16 protein-coding genes and 1 pseudogene are annotated in these 16,197 nt (G+C 67.0%); 7 read left to right on the forward strand and 10 right to left on the reverse strand.

Translation table 11 applies throughout. The features are described from left to right. The first annotated feature begins 6 nt into the window (after positions 1-6). The 3 genes from AX676_RS16410 to mltG all read left to right on the forward strand — a co-directional run bounded on the left by AX676_RS16410 (position 7) and on the right by mltG (position 2,616). Positions 7-243, forward strand: a complete 237-nt coding sequence (locus AX676_RS16410; RefSeq protein ID WP_066479272.1) for an acyl carrier protein — start codon at positions 7-9, stop codon at positions 241-243. 124 nt (positions 244-367) lie between these two features. Further along, positions 368-1,627: a beta-ketoacyl-ACP synthase II gene (gene fabF, locus AX676_RS16415; protein ID WP_066479273.1), complete on the forward strand. Its 1,260-nt coding sequence runs from the start codon at positions 368-370 to the stop codon at positions 1,625-1,627. A 20-nt stretch (positions 1,628-1,647) separates the two neighbouring features. Then, positions 1,648-2,616 carry an endolytic transglycosylase MltG gene (mltG, locus tag AX676_RS16420; RefSeq protein WP_066479274.1) on the forward strand — a complete coding sequence of 323 codons (969 nt, stop codon included), beginning with the start codon at positions 1,648-1,650 and terminating at the stop codon, positions 2,614-2,616. 4 nt (positions 2,617-2,620) lie between these two features. Here the strand turns inward: mltG and AX676_RS16425 are convergent, their stop codons facing one another. The 9 genes and pseudogenes from AX676_RS16425 to AX676_RS16465 form a co-directional block, all read right to left on the reverse strand. Then, positions 2,621-3,103: a DUF5946 family protein gene (locus tag AX676_RS16425; protein ID WP_197418127.1), complete on the reverse strand. Its 483-nt coding sequence runs from the start codon at positions 3,101-3,103 to the stop codon at positions 2,621-2,623. Between the two features lie 3 nt (positions 3,104-3,106). After that, positions 3,107-3,718, reverse strand: a complete 612-nt coding sequence (eda, locus tag AX676_RS16430) for a bifunctional 4-hydroxy-2-oxoglutarate aldolase/2-dehydro-3-deoxy-phosphogluconate aldolase (protein WP_066479277.1) — start codon at positions 3,716-3,718, stop codon at positions 3,107-3,109. Beyond that, the gene (glk, locus tag AX676_RS16435) at positions 3,715-4,686 is read right to left on the reverse strand and encodes a glucokinase (protein WP_066479279.1); all 972 of its coding nucleotides are present in this window, start codon (positions 4,684-4,686) and stop codon (positions 3,715-3,717) included. The genes eda and glk overlap by 4 nt, the downstream gene beginning before the upstream one ends. A 13-nt stretch (positions 4,687-4,699) precedes the next feature. Further along, positions 4,700-6,517 carry a phosphogluconate dehydratase gene (gene edd, locus AX676_RS16440; RefSeq protein ID WP_066479280.1) on the reverse strand — a complete coding sequence of 606 codons (1,818 nt, stop codon included), beginning with the start codon at positions 6,515-6,517 and terminating at the stop codon, positions 4,700-4,702. 1 nt (position 6,518) lies between these two features. Then, the gene (gene pgl, locus AX676_RS16445) at positions 6,519-7,223 is read right to left on the reverse strand and encodes a 6-phosphogluconolactonase (protein WP_066479283.1); all 705 of its coding nucleotides are present in this window, start codon (positions 7,221-7,223) and stop codon (positions 6,519-6,521) included. A gap of 49 nt (positions 7,224-7,272) precedes the next feature. Continuing rightward, positions 7,273-8,730, reverse strand: coding sequence for a glucose-6-phosphate dehydrogenase (zwf, locus tag AX676_RS16450; protein WP_066479346.1), 1,458 nt, complete (start codon positions 8,728-8,730; stop codon positions 7,273-7,275). A 152-nt stretch (positions 8,731-8,882) separates the two neighbouring features. After that, positions 8,883-9,815, reverse strand: coding sequence for an N-acetyl-gamma-glutamyl-phosphate reductase (argC, locus tag AX676_RS16455; RefSeq protein ID WP_066479285.1), 933 nt, complete (start codon positions 9,813-9,815; stop codon positions 8,883-8,885). Beyond that, positions 9,812-10,582 carry a C40 family peptidase gene (locus AX676_RS16460; RefSeq protein WP_156442297.1) on the reverse strand — a complete coding sequence of 257 codons (771 nt, stop codon included), beginning with the start codon at positions 10,580-10,582 and terminating at the stop codon, positions 9,812-9,814. Before AX676_RS16460 ends, argC begins: the two co-directional genes overlap by 4 nt. After that, a pseudogene (locus AX676_RS16465) lies at positions 10,479-10,843 on the reverse strand (MarR family transcriptional regulator). The gene AX676_RS16460 and the pseudogene AX676_RS16465 overlap by 104 nt, the downstream one beginning before the upstream one ends. A gap of 204 nt (positions 10,844-11,047) precedes the next feature. Here AX676_RS16465 and secG point away from each other — a divergent pair. Both secG and AX676_RS16475 read left to right on the forward strand, forming a co-directional pair. After that, a complete protein-coding gene (secG, locus tag AX676_RS16470; RefSeq protein ID WP_197417112.1) occupies positions 11,048-11,440 on the forward strand; it encodes a preprotein translocase subunit SecG in 393 nt (130 codons plus the stop codon). Between the two features lie 83 nt (positions 11,441-11,523). Continuing rightward, a complete protein-coding gene (locus tag AX676_RS16475; RefSeq protein WP_066479291.1) occupies positions 11,524-13,155 on the forward strand; it encodes a CTP synthase in 1,632 nt (543 codons plus the stop codon). Between the two features lie 129 nt (positions 13,156-13,284). Here the strand turns inward: AX676_RS16475 and AX676_RS16480 are convergent, their stop codons facing one another. Then, positions 13,285-13,749, reverse strand: coding sequence for an Hsp20 family protein (locus AX676_RS16480; RefSeq protein WP_066479348.1), 465 nt, complete (start codon positions 13,747-13,749; stop codon positions 13,285-13,287). A 482-nt stretch (positions 13,750-14,231) separates the two neighbouring features. On the opposite strand from AX676_RS16480, the gene AX676_RS16485 reads away from it, so the two are divergent. After that, positions 14,232-15,482, forward strand: a complete 1,251-nt coding sequence (locus tag AX676_RS16485; protein ID WP_066479293.1) for a lipoprotein-releasing ABC transporter permease subunit — start codon at positions 14,232-14,234, stop codon at positions 15,480-15,482. Beyond that, the gene (locus AX676_RS16490; protein ID WP_066479295.1) at positions 15,475-16,155 is read left to right on the forward strand and encodes an ABC transporter ATP-binding protein; all 681 of its coding nucleotides are present in this window, start codon (positions 15,475-15,477) and stop codon (positions 16,153-16,155) included. Before AX676_RS16485 ends, AX676_RS16490 begins: the two co-directional genes overlap by 8 nt. Positions 16,156-16,197: the final 42 nt, after the last annotated feature.

The following is a 16,197-nucleotide window of genomic DNA, read 5'->3' on the forward strand; positions in this document are numbered from 1 at the left end:
CAGGGAATGAGCGAGACTGCCGATCGCGTGAAGAAGATCGTCGTCGAGCATCTCGGTGTCGAAGCCGAGAAGGTGACCGAGGATGCGAGCTTCATCGACGATCTGGGCGCCGACAGCCTCGACATCGTCGAATTGGTGATGGCGTTCGAGGAAGAATTCAGCGTCGAGATTCCGGAAGAAGCCGCCGAGAAGATCACGACCGTCAAGGACGCGATCAGCTACATCGACAGCCATCAGGGCTGAGCGCGGAACGGATTGACCCCGGCCCCGATACGGGCCGGGATGACATGAGACGGCTTCCCGCACCCGGGCAAATCAGGGGCGGGGGGCCGTTTGTCGTTACTGGATTGAAGGACGGAGAATCGGGATGCGCCGTGTTGTCGTGACCGGTCTGGGTCTGGTCACCCCGCTGGGGGCCGAAGTGGAAACCGCATGGCGGAACCTGATCGCGTCGAAATCCGGCGCGGGCACGATCACGCGCTTCGACGCGACCGACTATCACACCAACTACGCCTGCGAAGTGAAGCCGGCCGACCATGAATATGGTTTTGATCCCGGCAAGCGTGTCGACCACAAGGTGCAGCGCCAGGTCGACCCCTTCATCGTCTATGGCATCGACGCCGCCGGCCAGGCGCTGGAGGATGCCGGGCTGACCGACATGCCCGAGGAGGACCGGCTGCGTGCCGGCTGCTCGATCGGGTCGGGCATCGGCGGGCTGCCGGGCATCGAGAGCGAATCGCTGGTGCTGGCCGAACGCGGACCCAAGCGCGTGTCGCCCCACTTCGTCCATGGCCGGCTGATCAACCTGATCTCGGGCCAGGTCAGCATCAAATACGGGCTGATGGGCCCCAATCACGCGGTCGTCACCGCATGTTCGACCGGCGCGCATTCGATCGGCGACGCCGCGCGGATGATCGCGATGGACGACGCCGATGTCATGCTGGCGGGCGGTGCGGAGGGCGCGATCTGTCCGATCGGCATTGCCGGTTTCGGCCAGGCGCGCGCACTGTCGACCGGCTTTCGCGACGATCCGTCGCGTGCCAGCCGCCCCTATGACCGCGACCGCGACGGCTTCGTCATGGGCGAAGGCGCAGGCGTCGTCGTGCTCGAGGAATATGAGCGCGCCAAGGCGCGCGGCGCGAAAATCTATGCCGAGGTGATCGGCTATGGCCTGTCGGGCGACGCGTATCACGTCACCGCGCCGCATCCCGAGGGATCGGGGGCCTTCCGCGCAATGCAGATGGCGATGCGCAAGTCCGGCCTCAGCCTGTCCGATATCGACTATGTCAACGCGCATGGCACGTCCACGCCGCTGGGCGACGAGCTCGAGCTGGGCGCGGTGCGTCGCCTTTTCGGCAACGCGATCGAGACGATGTCGATGAGCTCGACCAAGTCGGCGATCGGCCATCTGCTCGGCGGGGCCGGCGCGGTGGAGAGCATCTTCTGCATCCTCGCGATGCGCGACCAGATCGTGCCGCCGACGCTCAACCTCGATAACCCGAGCGAGAATTGCGAAGGCGTCGACCTCGTCCCGCACGTCGCCAAGGAGCGGCGGGTGAAGGCGGTGCTCAACAACAGCTTTGGTTTCGGCGGTACCAACGCCAGCCTGGTGATGCGGGCGATCTGATCGCCGGATAGAGTGGGTCGATGCGCAGGCTTGGCTGTTTCGGACTGGTCCTCGTCCTCGCGCTGGTCGCCGGCGTGGCGCTCGCGCTGAACAGCTGGCGCGGCGCGGGACCGCTGGAGGCAAACACGACCGTCCTGATTGCACGCGGGTCCAGCCTGTCGGGTGCGGCGAGCGCGCTCGAACGGGCCGGTGCCGTCACGTCCGCGCGCCGTTTCGTCCTGCTCGCCCGCGTGCTGGGCGACGACACCGCGATCCAGGCGGGCGAGTATCGCCTCGCCAAGGGCATGAGCCAGGCAGAGATCCTGAACCTGCTCCAGCGCGGCGAGACGCTGCAGCGGCTGGTGCGCGTGCCCGAGGGCTGGCCGTCCGTCATGGTGCATGACGCGGTGATGAAGGCGCCGCAGCTGACCGGAAGCGTGGCGGTGCCGGCGGAGGGCTCGGTGCTTCCCGACAGCTACAGCTATCAGCGCGGCGACACGCGCGCCGAGGTGGTCGGGCGGATGCAGGCGGCGATGACCCGCTACCTGGCCGAAGCCTGGAAGCGCCGCAAGCCGGCCACGGCCGTCAGGACACCGCAGGAGGCGATCATTCTCGCCTCGATCGTCGAGAAGGAAACCGGCAAGCCCGAGGAACGGCGCATGGTCGCGGCGGTCTATTCCAACCGGCTGCGAATGGGCATGCCGCTCCAGGCCGACCCGACCGTCATCTATCCGGTCACCAGGGGGCGTCCGCTCGGCCGCCGCATTCTGCGCTCCGAACTGCGTGCGCAGAATGGCTACAACACCTATGCGATGGCAGGTCTTCCGGTCGGGCCGATCGCCAATCCGGGGCGCGAGAGCATCGACGCAGTGCTCGATCCGGCGAACACCGATGCGCTTTATTTCGTGGCTGATGGCACGGGCGGGCATGTCTTCGCCCGCACGCTGGCGGAGCACAACGCCAATGTCGCCAAGTGGCGCGCGATCCGGCGGGCGCGGGGCGAGATCTAAACGATCAGCCGAGCAGTGCGATGATGTCCGGGCGCAGCCCGGCCCAGCACCGATGCGCATCGCGCGCCCAGGCTTCGACCATCTCCACGTGACGCGCGGGCGGCGCCGCCGCGACCTCCGCAGTCGTGATGGCAAAGGGCTGATGGGCCGGCAGAACCGGAAACTCGCGATGGGCGAGCGCGGAAAGCAGCTTTCGCGCTTCGGCATGGTCGGCTCCTCGCTCGAAGATCACGAACAGGGCTGCCGCGTGGATCCATACCGATTGCCGCGCACGCCGGTCGTCGGGATCACCGGGATGCTGGACGGCATAGGCGTCGACGGTCAGCCGGTGCACGGCCTGAAACAATGCCGGCTGTTCATATTCGCGCGCCAGCACCTCGCCATAGGTCGCCCAGCATCCGGCACTCCCCAGCATATAGGGATGCGTCGCCCCGGGGCGGTCGGCTGAAAACATGCCGCCGCAGCCATGACAGGGGGCGCGCATCATCGCTCACCCCCGCAGCGTCGCCGCATCCCGCGCCAGCGCCTCGACTTCGGCCATGCTCGCCCCCTTTGGCGTCACCCAGCTGCCGCCGACGCAAAGCACCGGATCGAAACTCAGCCAATCGGTCGCGCTCGCCGGCGTGATCCCGCCGGTCGGGCAAAAGCGGGCCTCGAAGAAGGGCGCGGCGAGTGCCTTAAGTGCCTTCAACCCGCCCGAGGTTTCGGCAGGGAAGAATTTGAAGTGCCTGAGCCCCAGGTCATAGCCGCGCATGATGTCGCCGGCAGTGGCGACGCCGGGCAGGAAGGGAACGCCGCTGGCGATGATCGGGTCGGCGAGCTTTTCCGTGAGGCCGGGCGAGACGATGAACTCGGCGCCCGCGTCCATCACCTGCGCAAATTGTTCGGTGGTCACCACCGTGCCCGCGCCGACGATCGCGCCCTCGACCTGCTTCATCTCGGCGATCGCTTCCAGTGCCGCGCCGGTGCGCAGAGTCACTTCGAGGACGCGCAGCCCGCCTGCGACCAACGCCTGCGCCAGCGGCCGCGCAGTCGCCGCATCCTCGATCACCAGCACCGGGATGACCGGGCTTGTGCGCATGATGGTCTGGATGTCGCTCATCGCGTGTGCTCCTGCGCATAGGCCGCCGCCGCGCCATAGAGGCCCGGCTGGGGGTGGCTGATGATCTTGACCGGCACGGACTTCATCAGTGACTGGAACCGCCCCTTGGCGGTGAAGCGCTGCTCGAAGCCCGAGCGGATCAGGTGGTCCTTGAGCCTGAGGCCAAGCCCGCCGGCGATCACCACGCCACGGGGACCGTGGCAAAGCGCGAGGTCGCCCGCCACCGCACCCAGGCTCAGGCAAAAGCGATCGAGCGCGGCGGTGGCCAGGCTGTCGCTGCCCTCCAGCGCCATCGTCCAGATCGTCTTGTCGTCATAACGCTGGATCGGACGGTTCTCGATCTCCGCCAGCGTTTCATAAATGGCGACGATGCCGGGGCCGGCAACGATCCGCTCGACCGACACGCGGGTATAGGTCTTGCGCAGCCGCTTGAGGATTGCATCCTCCAGCCCGTCGAGTGGCGCGAAATCGGTATGCCCGCCCTCGGTTTCGATCACGTGATAGCGACCATCGCCGGAAAAATGGACCTGCGCGACGCCCAGCCCGGTGCCGGGGCCGCAAACCGTGATCGAGCCGCGGGTGGCAAAGGGCTCGTCTGGGCCGCAGAGATGCGTGAACCATTCGGGCGCGGCCTGCGCGACGGCATGGGCAATCGCGCCGAAATCGTTGATCAGCGTCCAGTTGTCGACGCCCAGCCGCTCGTTGATCAGCGCCGGGCGGATGATCCAGGGATTGTTGGTCAGCTTGATGATCTCGCCCCCGATCGGCGAAGCGACGGCGATCGACGCCGCGCGGGGCAGGGGGCGGCCAAGCTCGACGCCGAACGCTTCCCACGCGGTCTGCAGGCTGGCGTGCTCGGCGGTCTTCTGCGTCATCGGCTCGGATAGCGAGATGACGCGACCGTCATCGACCTCCGCGATCGCAAAGCGGGCATGCGTGCCGCCAATATCGACGGTGACGATTTCCATCGGCACGCCCTCCCTACAGCCCGGCCGCCGCCAGCATGGCGGACGCGCCGCGTTCAGCCTCGTCAGCGGCGCGGAACAGGTTGAACAGCTCGCGGCCCGTGCCCTCGAACACCGGCGCTTCGAGTACCGAGTCGCGTGCATCCCATTCGGCGGCGTCGACCAGCGCATTCAGCGTGCCGGCTTCGGCGTCGAGGCGGATGACGTCGCCATCGCGCACCTTGCCGATCGGGCCACCGCCCAATGCCTCGGGTGACAAATGGATCGCGGCCGGCACCTTGCCGCTCGCCCCCGACATGCGACCGTCGGTGACGAGCGCGACGCGGAACCCCCGGTTCTGGAGCACGCCGAGCGGCGGCGTCAGCTTGTGCAGTTCGGGCATCCCGTTCGCCTTCGGCCCTTGCAGCCGGACCACGACGACCACGTCCCGGTCGAGCTCGCCGGCCTTGAACGCCTCCTGCACCGCGGCTTGCGTCGTGAAGACCCGCGCCGGTGCCTCGATGCTCCAGCGATCGCGCTCGACCGCCGATACCTTGATGCAGGCACGGCCCAGATTGCCCTGGACGATGCGGAAGCCGCCCTCGGGCGAAAAGGGCGCGTCGATCGTGCGGACGATCGCGTCGTCGCCGCTGGTGGCGGGATGGTCGCGCCAGACGAGCCGGTCGTCCGCGATCACCGGCTTGCGCCCATATTCGGCAAAGCCCCCCTCGGCGATTGTCAGGATGTCGCTATGGATCAGCCCGCCGCGCAGCAGTTCACGAATCACGAAGCTCGGGCCGCCGGCATCCTCGAACTGGTTCACGTCGGCCGAGCCATTGGGATAGACGCGCGCGAGCAGCGGGACGACGCCCGACAGCCGGTCGAAATCCTCCCAGTCGATGACGATGCCCGCCGCGCGCGCGATCGCCGGCAAGTGGATCAGATGGTTGGTCGAGCCACCTGTCGCCAGCAGCGCGATCGCCGCATTGACGATCGCGCGCTCGTCGACGCATGCCGACAGCGGGCGATAGTCATTGCCCTGCCAGCCGATCGCGGCGAGGCGATGCACCGCCTTGCGCGTCAGTTCCTGGCGCAGCTTGGTGCCCGGATTGGGGAAGGCCGCGCCGGGGACGTGCAGGCCCATCGCCTCCATCATCATCTGGTTAGAATTGGCGGTGCCGTAAAAGGTGCACGTGCCCTTGGAATGATAAGCGGCGATCTCGGCGTCGAGCAGTTCCTCGCGCGTCGCCTTGCCCTCGGCATAGCGTTCGCGGACCGCCGCCTTTTCCTTGTTGGGCAGGCCGGTCCGCATCGGTCCGCCCGGGATCATCACCGCCGGCAAATGCCCGAAGCGCAGCGCGCCGATCAGCAGCCCCGGCACGATCTTGTCGCAGATGCCCAGCATCGCCGTGCCCTCGAACATCGCGTGGCTGAGCGCCACCGCGGTCGAGAGCGCGATGGCGTCGCGGCTGAACAGCGACAGCTCCATGCCCTCATAACCCTGGGTCACGCCGTCGCACATCGCAGGCACGCCGCCGGCGACCTGCGCGGTTGCGCCCGCTTCGATCGCCCAGATCTTCATCTGTTCGGGATAGCGATAGAAGGTCGCGTGTGCCGACAGCATGTCGTTGTACGCCGTGACGATGCCGATATTCATGCGCGCGCCGTCCTTCATCGCGTCGCGCTGCTCATCGGTGCCGGCATAGCCGTGCGCCAGATTGGCGCAGCCCAGCCGGGGCCGACCGACGCCATGGTCGCGCTGACGGTCCATCAGGTCGAGATAGGCGGCGCGGCCGGGGCGCGAGCGTTCGATGATCCGGTCGGTGACCGCGGCGATGACGGGGTGGAGGGACATCTTATTCGCTCCAGTGGATGTCGACCGGCAACTCAGCTTCCGCGAGCACGCGGCCAATGGGGAAGGGGGAGGACTGACCCTGTTCGATCGCCTGCTCGATCACGTCGCGCTTGGCCTGGCCGCTGACCGCGATCATCAGCGCCTTGGCCGTGATGATCGACGCGCGCGACAGGGTGACGCGGGCCACCGGCGCCTCGGGCGGCAGCGGGTCGGGCATGACCCCCAGCGCGCGGCGCTCGCGCGGACCGTTCAGCGCCTCGTCCAGGTCGGGGCCGGGAAAGATCGACGCGGTGTGCCCGTCGCCGCCGACGCCCAGCAGGCAAAGGTCGAGCGGCCAGTGCAGGTCCTGCAACCGCGCATCGGCCGCGCGGCCCGCCGCCTTGTAATCCTCCGCCTTCTCGCTGGTGATCGGAAAGACGCGCGCGCCCTTGGGCACGAAGACCTTGCCGATCGCGGTGATGTTGCTCAGCGGATCGCCCATCGGCACCAGCCGGTCGTCGGTCGGCACGATCGTCACGCGCCTCCAGTCGAGCTTGGCCTTCGCCAGGCGATCGTAGATCGGCAGCGGGGTCTTGCCACCGGGCAGCGCGATGACTGCGGCACCGCGCGCGTCGATTGCGCTTTCGATGATGAACTGCACGTCGCCCGCGACCGCATCGGCCATTTCGGTGGCGTCGTCATAATCCCACCATTCGATCTCGGTCATCTCGTTTCCTTGTCGTGTTCCGTCGCCGCGCCACGTGGGCCGGAGCCGTTCATTCGTTCCAGGTCACGCCGTCGCGCTCGGTCAGCGCGATCGCGGCGGACGGGCCCCAGCCGCCCGACGCATAGGGCTTGGGCGCCTGTCCATGCGCGGCCCAGCCGTCGCGAATCCCGTCGATCCACTGCCATTGTGCCTCGACCTCGTCCCGGCGCACGAACAGCGTCGCGTCGCCCTCGATCAGGTCGAGCAACAGGCGCTCATAGGCGATCCGCCGCCGCGTACCCGCAAAGGCCGTGGTGAGCGACAGGTCGAGCGGCACTTCGCGCAGGCGGATGCCCTCACGGTCGAGGCCCGGTTCCTTCGCCATGACCAGCAAGCGGACATATTCCTCGGGCTGGAGGCGGATGACCAGGGTGTTGGGCTGGAGCGATCCACCGCGTTCGGCAAAGATCGAATGCGGCACCGGCTTGAACTGAACGACGATCTCCGAACGGCGTTCCGCCATCCGCTTGCCGGTGCGCAGATAGAAGGGCACGCCCTGCCACCGCCAATTGTCGACATGCGCCTTGATCGCCACGAACGTCTCCGCGTTCGACGTGCGGCCCAGCTCCTCGGCATAGCCGGTGACGATCCGCCCGTCGACCGCGCCGCCGGTATATTGGCCCGTGACGGTCAGCTTCTCGACATCGGTTGCGCGGATCGGGCGCAGTGAGCGCAGCACCTTGACCTTCTCGTCGCGGATCGCGGTGCCGTCGACGCGCGCCGGCGGCTCCATCGCGATCAGCGCGAGCAGTTGCAGCATGTGGTTCTGCACCATGTCCCTGAGCGCGCCAGAGCCGTCATAATAGCCCGCGCGCCCCTCCAGCCCGACGGTCTCCGAAATGGTGATCTGGACATGGTCGATCCCGCGCGCGTTCCAGCTCGGCTCGAACAGCGAATTGCCGAAGCGCAGCGCCAGGATGTTCTGGACGGTTTCCTTGCCGAGATAATGGTCGATCCGGAAGGTGCGGTCCTCCGGGAAGGCGGAGGCGACGATGTCGTTGATCTCGCAGCTCGACGCGAGGTCGTGGCCGAGTGGCTTTTCCAGCCCGATCCGGACATTCTGACCCGCCAGTCCGGCCGATTCCAGCCCCTTGATCGTCGGGCCGAACAGCGACGGCGCGGTCGACAGGAAGATGGCGAGCCCGCCCGAGATGTCGCCCAGCTTCGCCGCCAGCGCATCGAAGCCCTCGATCGTCGACGCGTCGAGCGGCTGGTAGTGCACCCGCTTCAGGAACGATTCGACTTCCGCTGCATCCTTGCGATCGGCCGGCAGATGTGCCTCGAGCGCGGTCGCGGTGAAGGCGCGATAGCCGGCATCGTCATGTTCCGACCGGGCGGTGCCATAGATTTCCAGCCCCGCCGGCAACAGCCGGTCGACGTGCAGCCCGTAGAGCGAGGGGAGGAGCATGCGCTGGGCAAGGTCGCCCGTCGCGCCGAACACCAGAAGCTTGCCGACTGCCTGGCTCATCGCGTTGTCATTCTCCTGTCCGCTCGTGCGGCGCCGGTTGGCGCTGCGGCTGATGCCGTTTGGCTGGCTCTGCCGGTCGACACGATGCCGCGGCAAAGATCAAGGTTCGCCGCGCGGCATACGTATGGAGGTGCGGCGCGTCCAGCCCGTGTCTAGACGGTCAGCCCCGCGACGGGGTCGAACCCGGCCATCAGGTTGAGGTTCTGGACCGCGGCACCCGCCGCGCCCTTGCCGAGATTGTCGAGCGTCGCGACCAGGCGGGCGTGCCCGCGCTCGGCATTGCCATAGACGCGCAGCGTCAGCCGGTCGCTGCCGGCATCGACCTCGATCGGCACGGGGACGTCGTCGGGGTCGCTCTCGACGCGGATGAGCGGGCTGTCCCGATAGGCATCGCGCAACGTCGCCTCGATCGTCGCCAGTCCCGGCCGGCGCGGCAGCGCATACAGGGGCAGGGGGACTTCGACGATCATGCCGCGATAGGTGCGCGCGACCGCGGGCTGAAAGATCGGCGGATGCTCCAGCCGGGCGTGGCGCTGCATCTCGGGCACATGCTTGTGGCCGAGCGCCATGGCATAGGCGCGAAACGCGGTCGGTTCGGTTCCGCCCTCGAACGCCTCGATCATCGCGCGGCCGCCGCCCGAATAGCCCGAGACGGCGTTGACGCTGAGCGGAAAATCATGCGGCACCAGCCCGGCGCGGACCAGTGGCCGCACGAGCGCGAGGAAACCGGTCGGGTAGCAGCCCGGATTGCTGACCCGCGTCGCGGCAGCGATCGCCTGCGCCTGGGCGGGCTCAAGCTCGGCGAAGCCGTAGGTCCATCCTTCCGCGATCCGGTGGGCGCTCGACGCGTCGATCACCCGCGTGCGCGGATTGGCGATCAGACCGACCGCCTCGCGCGCGGCGTCGTCGGGAAGGCAGAGAATGACGATGTCGGCGTCGTTCAGCGCCTCCGACCGCGCGGCAGCATCCTTGCGGCGCGCGTCGTCCAGGGTGACGACGTCGATCTCGGCACGCTCGGCCAGCCGCTCGCGGATTTCGAGGCCAGTCGTGCCGACCGCCCCATCGATGAACACCGTCGTCGTCATGCCACTCGCCGCCAGATGCGGTCCGCGTCCGCCGGCCCGACAGTCGCCAGGTCGAGACGGATGACGCCCCGAACCGGGTCCGCGCAGATCAGGGTCGTGGACGTCTCCAGGACGCCGACGCGGTCGCCTGCGAAACACAGGTCGCCCGGTTCGGGCTCACCCGCCACCGCCACGCCGAGTTCCCGCTGCAGGTCGACGAAGCGCGGGGCCGGAACCCCTGCGTCGCGCAGCACGGCAAAGACAAGCCCGCCGCCATCCATTCCCGCTGACGATCGTCCGCCCGCGCGATACGGGATACCGACGAAGCCGGCCGCGATTTCCGCAATCGTCGCCGGTTCGGGGGATGCGCGGTGCGTTATCCGGTCATCGGCACCGACGCCGCCGAGCACGCTCGCATCGACATAACCCACGGTTCCATCGATCGGCGATTGTCCCCACGCGCGGTGCGCGGCGATTTCCAGCACGTCAAAGGCTTCGCCGGGCAGGATTTCGGACAGGATCTCGCTGTCGCCGCGCACGTCGGCACGAACCTCGCCGCGCGTCATCACCACCCGACGAATCGGCTGGGCATAGCTCGGCACGAACACGCGTCCTGCAAAATCGATATGGGCCAGGTCGCCGCGAACGGCGTCGATCCGACGATCGATGGCGACCGAATGCTGGCTAAGCGCGAACCGGTTCGGCGTTGGTGCGATGGGCCGGGGGGTCGGCAAATCGTTTGCCGACAAGGAACTGCCCGAATTCTGCAAGAAAATCTGCCCCCTCATCCGTTCGCGCGACGAAGATGTTTCGTTTGTCGCGTTCGTCACGCTGGCGGCGCAGATAGCCCAGCCCCCCAGGCGGTTCAAGGCGCGCGTCACCACGGGCTTCGATACATTCAGTGCGCTGGCGAGTCCACGCACGGTATGTGGGCCCGGGTCGAGATAGACGAGCAACAGCAGGGCCATTTGTCGATTGGTGAGGTCGGGTTCACCCGAGCGCACATATTCGACCAACGCCAATTTCCATGACGACAGAGGCTTGGGCATCAACGCATTCACATCAGGTTCCAACTCGTCTTGGGATAGGTGCGGCTTTCCACGCGAGATGAACGCCGAACCGACAGGCAAGTTTCCGCGCGCAGCCGAAATGTTACGGTCGCCGTCGCGCGGGGTGATCGCCGCAGGTTGATCGTGGCAGGCACACCGCCTATGTCGCCGCCGACACTTCCCCGAAACGATTGATCCAACGCCATGCTGTTCACTTTCCTGCTCGTCGTTCACGCCATCATCGCCGCCATGCTGGTGACGGTGATCCTGATGCAGCGGTCGGAGGGCGGCGGGCTGACCTCGGGCGGCAGCCCGTCGGGACTGATGTCGGCGCGCGGTGCCGCCGATTTCCTGACGCGCGCGACGTCGATCCTGGCCGGACTGTTCATCGCGATGAGCATCGTGCTGGCGGTGGTTGCGGCGACGCGCGGCAGCGACCGGATCGACACCAGCCTGGCTCGCGACCCCGCCGCCACCGCGCCAGCCACGCCGCCTGCGGCCGCGCGCCCTGGTGCCGATGACCCGCTGGGCGAGGCGGCGGCGAACATCGTCGCCGCCCAGAACGGCACCGACGACGCAGTTCCCGTCGTCCAGTAAACCCGTTCCGACCGATTTTTTTCGCGGCGCGCGGATTCGCGCGCTTGCGCGATGTTGCTCTCAAGGATTACGCCGTTATTCCCATGGCGCGGTATATTTTCATCACCGGCGGCGTGGTGTCGTCACTTGGCAAGGGATTGATGGCGGCGAGCCTCGCGGCGCTGCTCCAGGCGCGCGGCTATCGCGTTCGCATCCGGAAATTCGACCCCTATCTGAACGTCGATCCGGGCACGATGTCGCCCTATCAGCATGGCGAGGTCTACGTCACCGATGACGGGGCCGAGACCGACCTCGACCTGGGCCATTACGAGCGGTTCACCGGCGTGTCGGCGCGACAGTCCGACAATGTGACCTCGGGCCGCATCTACAGCCAGATCATCGCGCGCGAGCGGCGCGGCGACTATCTGGGCGCAACGGTTCAGGTCATTCCCCACGTCACCGACGCGATCAAGGCGTTTGCGCAGGCGGAAACGGACGATCTGGATTTCGTGCTGTGCGAAATCGGCGGGACGGTGGGCGACATCGAGTCGCTGCCGTTCATCGAGGCGATCCGCCAGTTGAAGAACGAACTGGGCCGTGGCCAGTCGATCAGCATCCACGTCACGCTGGTGCCCTATATCTCGGCTGCGGGCGAGCTGAAGACCAAGCCCACCCAGCATTCGGTGCGCGAGCTCGCCGCGCTCGGCGTCCAGCCCGAAGTGCTGGTCTGCCGGTGCGAACGTCCGTTGCCCGATGGCGAGCGCGCCAAGATCGCGCTGTTCTGCAACGTGCCCAAGGAAGCGGTGATCCCCGCGCTCGATGCCCGCAGCATCTATGCCGTGCCGCTGCAATATCATGCCGAGGGGCTGGACCGGGAGGTGCTGCGCGCGTTCGGCATGCCGGCGGAAAGCGCGCCCGAGCTGAGCCGATGGCGCGAAATCGTCGATCGCCTGTCGAATCCCGAAGGCGAGGTGACGATCGGTGTCGTCGGCAAATATGTCGGGCTACCCGATGCGTACAAGTCGCTGCACGAGGCGCTGGTCCATGGCGGCATTGCCAACCGGGTGAAGGTCAATGTCCGCTGGCTCGACGCCGAACTGTTCGAGCGCGATGCCGATGAGGTGGCGGCGCATCTCGAGCCGATGCACGGCATCCTCGTCCCCGGCGGCTTTGGCGAGCGCGGATCGGAGGGCAAGATCGCCAGCGTCCGGTTCGCCCGCGAGCGGGAGGTTCCGTTCTTTGGCATCTGCCTCGGGATGCAGATGGCGTGTATCCAGGCCGCACGCGATCAGGGGGTTGCGGGTGCCTCCACCACCGAATTCGGCGCGACCGAAGCGCCGGTGGTCGGGCTGATCACCGAATGGATGAGCGCCAAGGGACTGGAAAAGCGCGATGCCGGCGGCGATCTGGGCGGCACGATGCGGCTGGGGGCCTATCCCGCCAAGCTTGCGGGGAACAGCGTCGTCGCCTCAATCTATCGGGAGACCGACATCAGCGAGCGCCATCGCCACCGCTACGAGGTCAACACCCATTATCGTGACGTGCTCGAACGCGACGGGCTGGTCTTTTCCGGCATGTCGCCCGACGGCGCGCTGCCCGAAATCGTCGAGCGGCCCGATCATCCCTGGTTCGTCGGCGTGCAGTTCCACCCCGAGCTCAAGTCGCGCCCCTTCGAGCCGCATCCGCTGTTCGCAAGCTTCATCGAAGCGGCGGTGCGCCAGTCGCGACTGGTGTGATTGCAGGCGGACTGCCACGCCTGCATCCGATCGGCGGTCATGATGCAAAAAGCGCCCGAGCCTGAGGCCCGGGCGCTCCTGCCGCGGCATCCAAGGGAGAAAGACGCCGCCAGGTCGTGGCGATCGCGGTCAGGCCGCGTCGCGATGCTCGATCGGGGCCGCCGGGGTCGAGGTGGCGACCGGAATCTTCTTGGGCTTCATCGCTTCGGGCACTTCGCGCACCAGGTCGACGATCAACAGACCGTCGCTGAGGTTCGCAGCCTCGACGCGAATGAAATCGGCGAGCTCGAAGCGCCGCTCAAAGCTGCGGTTGGCGATGCCGAGATGCAGGAACTGGCCCGCCTCCGTATTCCGTTCATCGCTCTTCTTGCCCGTGATGAGCAGCAGGTTCTGCTGCGCAGTAATGTCGATCTCGTCCGCCTTGAACCCGGCGACCGCCAGCGTGATCCGGTAACGGTCCTCCGCCAGCCGCTCGAGGTTGAAGGGCGGGTAGTTTTCGTTCGACGCCTGGCGCGCGCTCGCTTCCAGCATGTCGAACAGCCGGTCGAAGCCGATGGCCGAACGGCGATAGGGGGTGAAATCCAGCTGACGCATCTTCAAATCCTCCATTGAGCAACATGAACGTCACACGGTGTCCGCGACGGCGCGACACCGTAAATGCGATCCCGATCGGCGATCGCATGACTGAAATTTGGGATTGATTTCGCGGGTTTCAAGGGCGGGGTCAGCCCATGTGACGCACAAACGCCCGGGCTGTTTCCAACCCGGGCGCCTGCGTGACGACTGCGCGTCAGCCCCCTTGATTGGCTCCGCTCCGCACATCCGTGTCGTACACAGACGGGATCAGAAGCCTCCCCGAACCACGGCCATTGCCGACGTTTCGTGGGGCTTTGCTATGCGCAGTTTACCGGCTTGTCACCGGAAATGCGCGCCCGCCGGGGCGAAAGCTTTCATCCTGTGTTCATTCGGCAACAGCATGGATTGCGCGGCTTCGTCCATCCACCTAAAGCATCGCCCGGCCCGCCGCTGGCCCAGCTTTCATCGCATTCGATTGCACCGACGGAGTTCCGGACCCGATGTTCCTGTCGCGATATGAACGGATGATCGCGCGGCGCTATCTCCTGCCCGGACGTGGCGAAGCCTTCATCTTTCTGGTCGCGTCGATCAGCCTGGCCGCGGTCATGCTGGGTGTCGCCGCGCTCGTCGTCGTGATGAGCGTGATGAACGGCTTTCGCGCCGAATTGTTCGACAAGATCGTCGGCCTCAACGGCCACGCGATCGTCAACGGCTATGGTGGCCAGCTGCGCGACTGGCGCGACATCGTCGCTCAGGCGCGCGCAACGCCGGGCGTGACGTCGGCGACCCCGCTCATCGAGCAGCCGCTGATGGCCTCGTTCGACGGCCGGGTCGAAGCCGTGCTGGTTCGCGGCATGCGGGTCGAGGATATTCGCGGCAACGCGACCATCGCCTCCAACATCATCCAGGGTTCGCTCGACAGCCTGCGTCCGGGCAGCGGCAACATCGCGATCGGCTCGCGCCTGGCGCGCCAGCTCGGGGCGACGTTGGGGACACAGATTGCACTGATCAGTCCACAGGGCCCCTCCACGCCGTTCGGGACGGTGCCGCGCATCGTGTCCTATCGCATCGGCGCGATCTTCGAGGTCGGCGTGTACGACTATGACAAGGCGTTCATCGTCATGCCGCTGGCCGATGCCCAGACGCTGCTGCTGATGGGCGACAGCGTCGGCATGGTCGAGATCGACACGGCCGATGCCGACCGGATCGAGGGCATTCTGGCGCCGCTCGCGCCAAAGATCGGTGCGCAGGGCCAGCTGACCGACTGGCGCCAGCTCAACGCCAGCCTGTTCGAGGCGCTGTCGGTTGACCGTATCGTCAGCATGACGGTGCTGTCGCTGATCATCTTGGTCGCGGTGTTCAACATCCTGTCGTCGCTGATCATGCTGGTGCGCGCGAAGACTCGCGACATCGCCATCCTGCGCACCATGGGCGCGAGCCGCAGCAGCCTGGTCCGCATCTTCGTCACCGTCGGAACGACCATCGGCGCGCTGGGGATCGTCGCCGGGCTCGTCCTCGGCTTCGTGATCCTGACGTTTCGCCAGCAGGTGGTGAGCGTGATCGGGCTGGTGACGGGCCAGCAGGTGTGGAACCCCGAAATGCGCTTCCTGACCGAGCTGCCTGCACGTACCGACCCCTATGAGGTGATCGGCATCGTGGTGATGGCCTTCGTCTTCTCGCTGCTCGCCACGCTCTATCCGGCGTTCAAGGCGGCGAGCACCGATCCGGTGCAGGTGCTGCGCTATGAGTGAGCCGAGTCCGGTCCTCGAAACCGTGGCGTTGAAGCGCAGCTTCATCCAGGGGGGCCAGCGTATCGACGTGCTGCGCGGCGTCGATCTCCGCGTCGCCCCGCGTGAGATCGTCGCGCTGCTCGGCCCGTCCGGGTCGGGCAAGTCGACATTGCTCCAGGCGGTCGGGCTGCTCGAGGGCGGGTTCGAGGGTTCGATCCGGATCGCCGGCCAGGAAGTCGCGAAGCTGGGTGCGGATGGCCGGACTGCGGTGCGCCGCGACCGGCTGGGCTTCATCTATCAGTTCCACCACCTGCTGCCCGACTTCAACGCGACCGAAAACGTCGTGCTGCCCCAGCTGATTCATGGCGCGTCACGCCCTGATGCGGAGGCGCGCGCGGTGTCGCTGCTGACGTCGCTCGGCCTGGGGGCGCGGCTGACCCATCGGCCCAACCAGCTGTCGGGCGGCGAGCAACAGCGCGTCGCGGTCGCGCGTGCGCTTGCCAACCGGCCGGCGCTCGTGCTCGCCGACGAGCCGACGGGCAATCTGGACGAAGCCACCGCCGACGTGGTGTTCGCGGAGTTTATTCGGCTCGTGCGCGACGAAGGCTCTGCCGCGCTCGTCGCCACGCATAACGAGAGGCTGGCGGCGCGGATGGACCGGCTGACCCGGCTGCACGACGGCGTGCTGGGTTGAGCCGCGCGACCGGGGACCGGGTCATCCACAACTAAATCGCGG

Origin of the sequence: Sphingomonas sp. CCH21-G11, assembly GCF_001555965.1 — a bacterium.
GTDB lineage: Bacteria > Pseudomonadota > Alphaproteobacteria > Sphingomonadales > Sphingomonadaceae > Sphingomonas.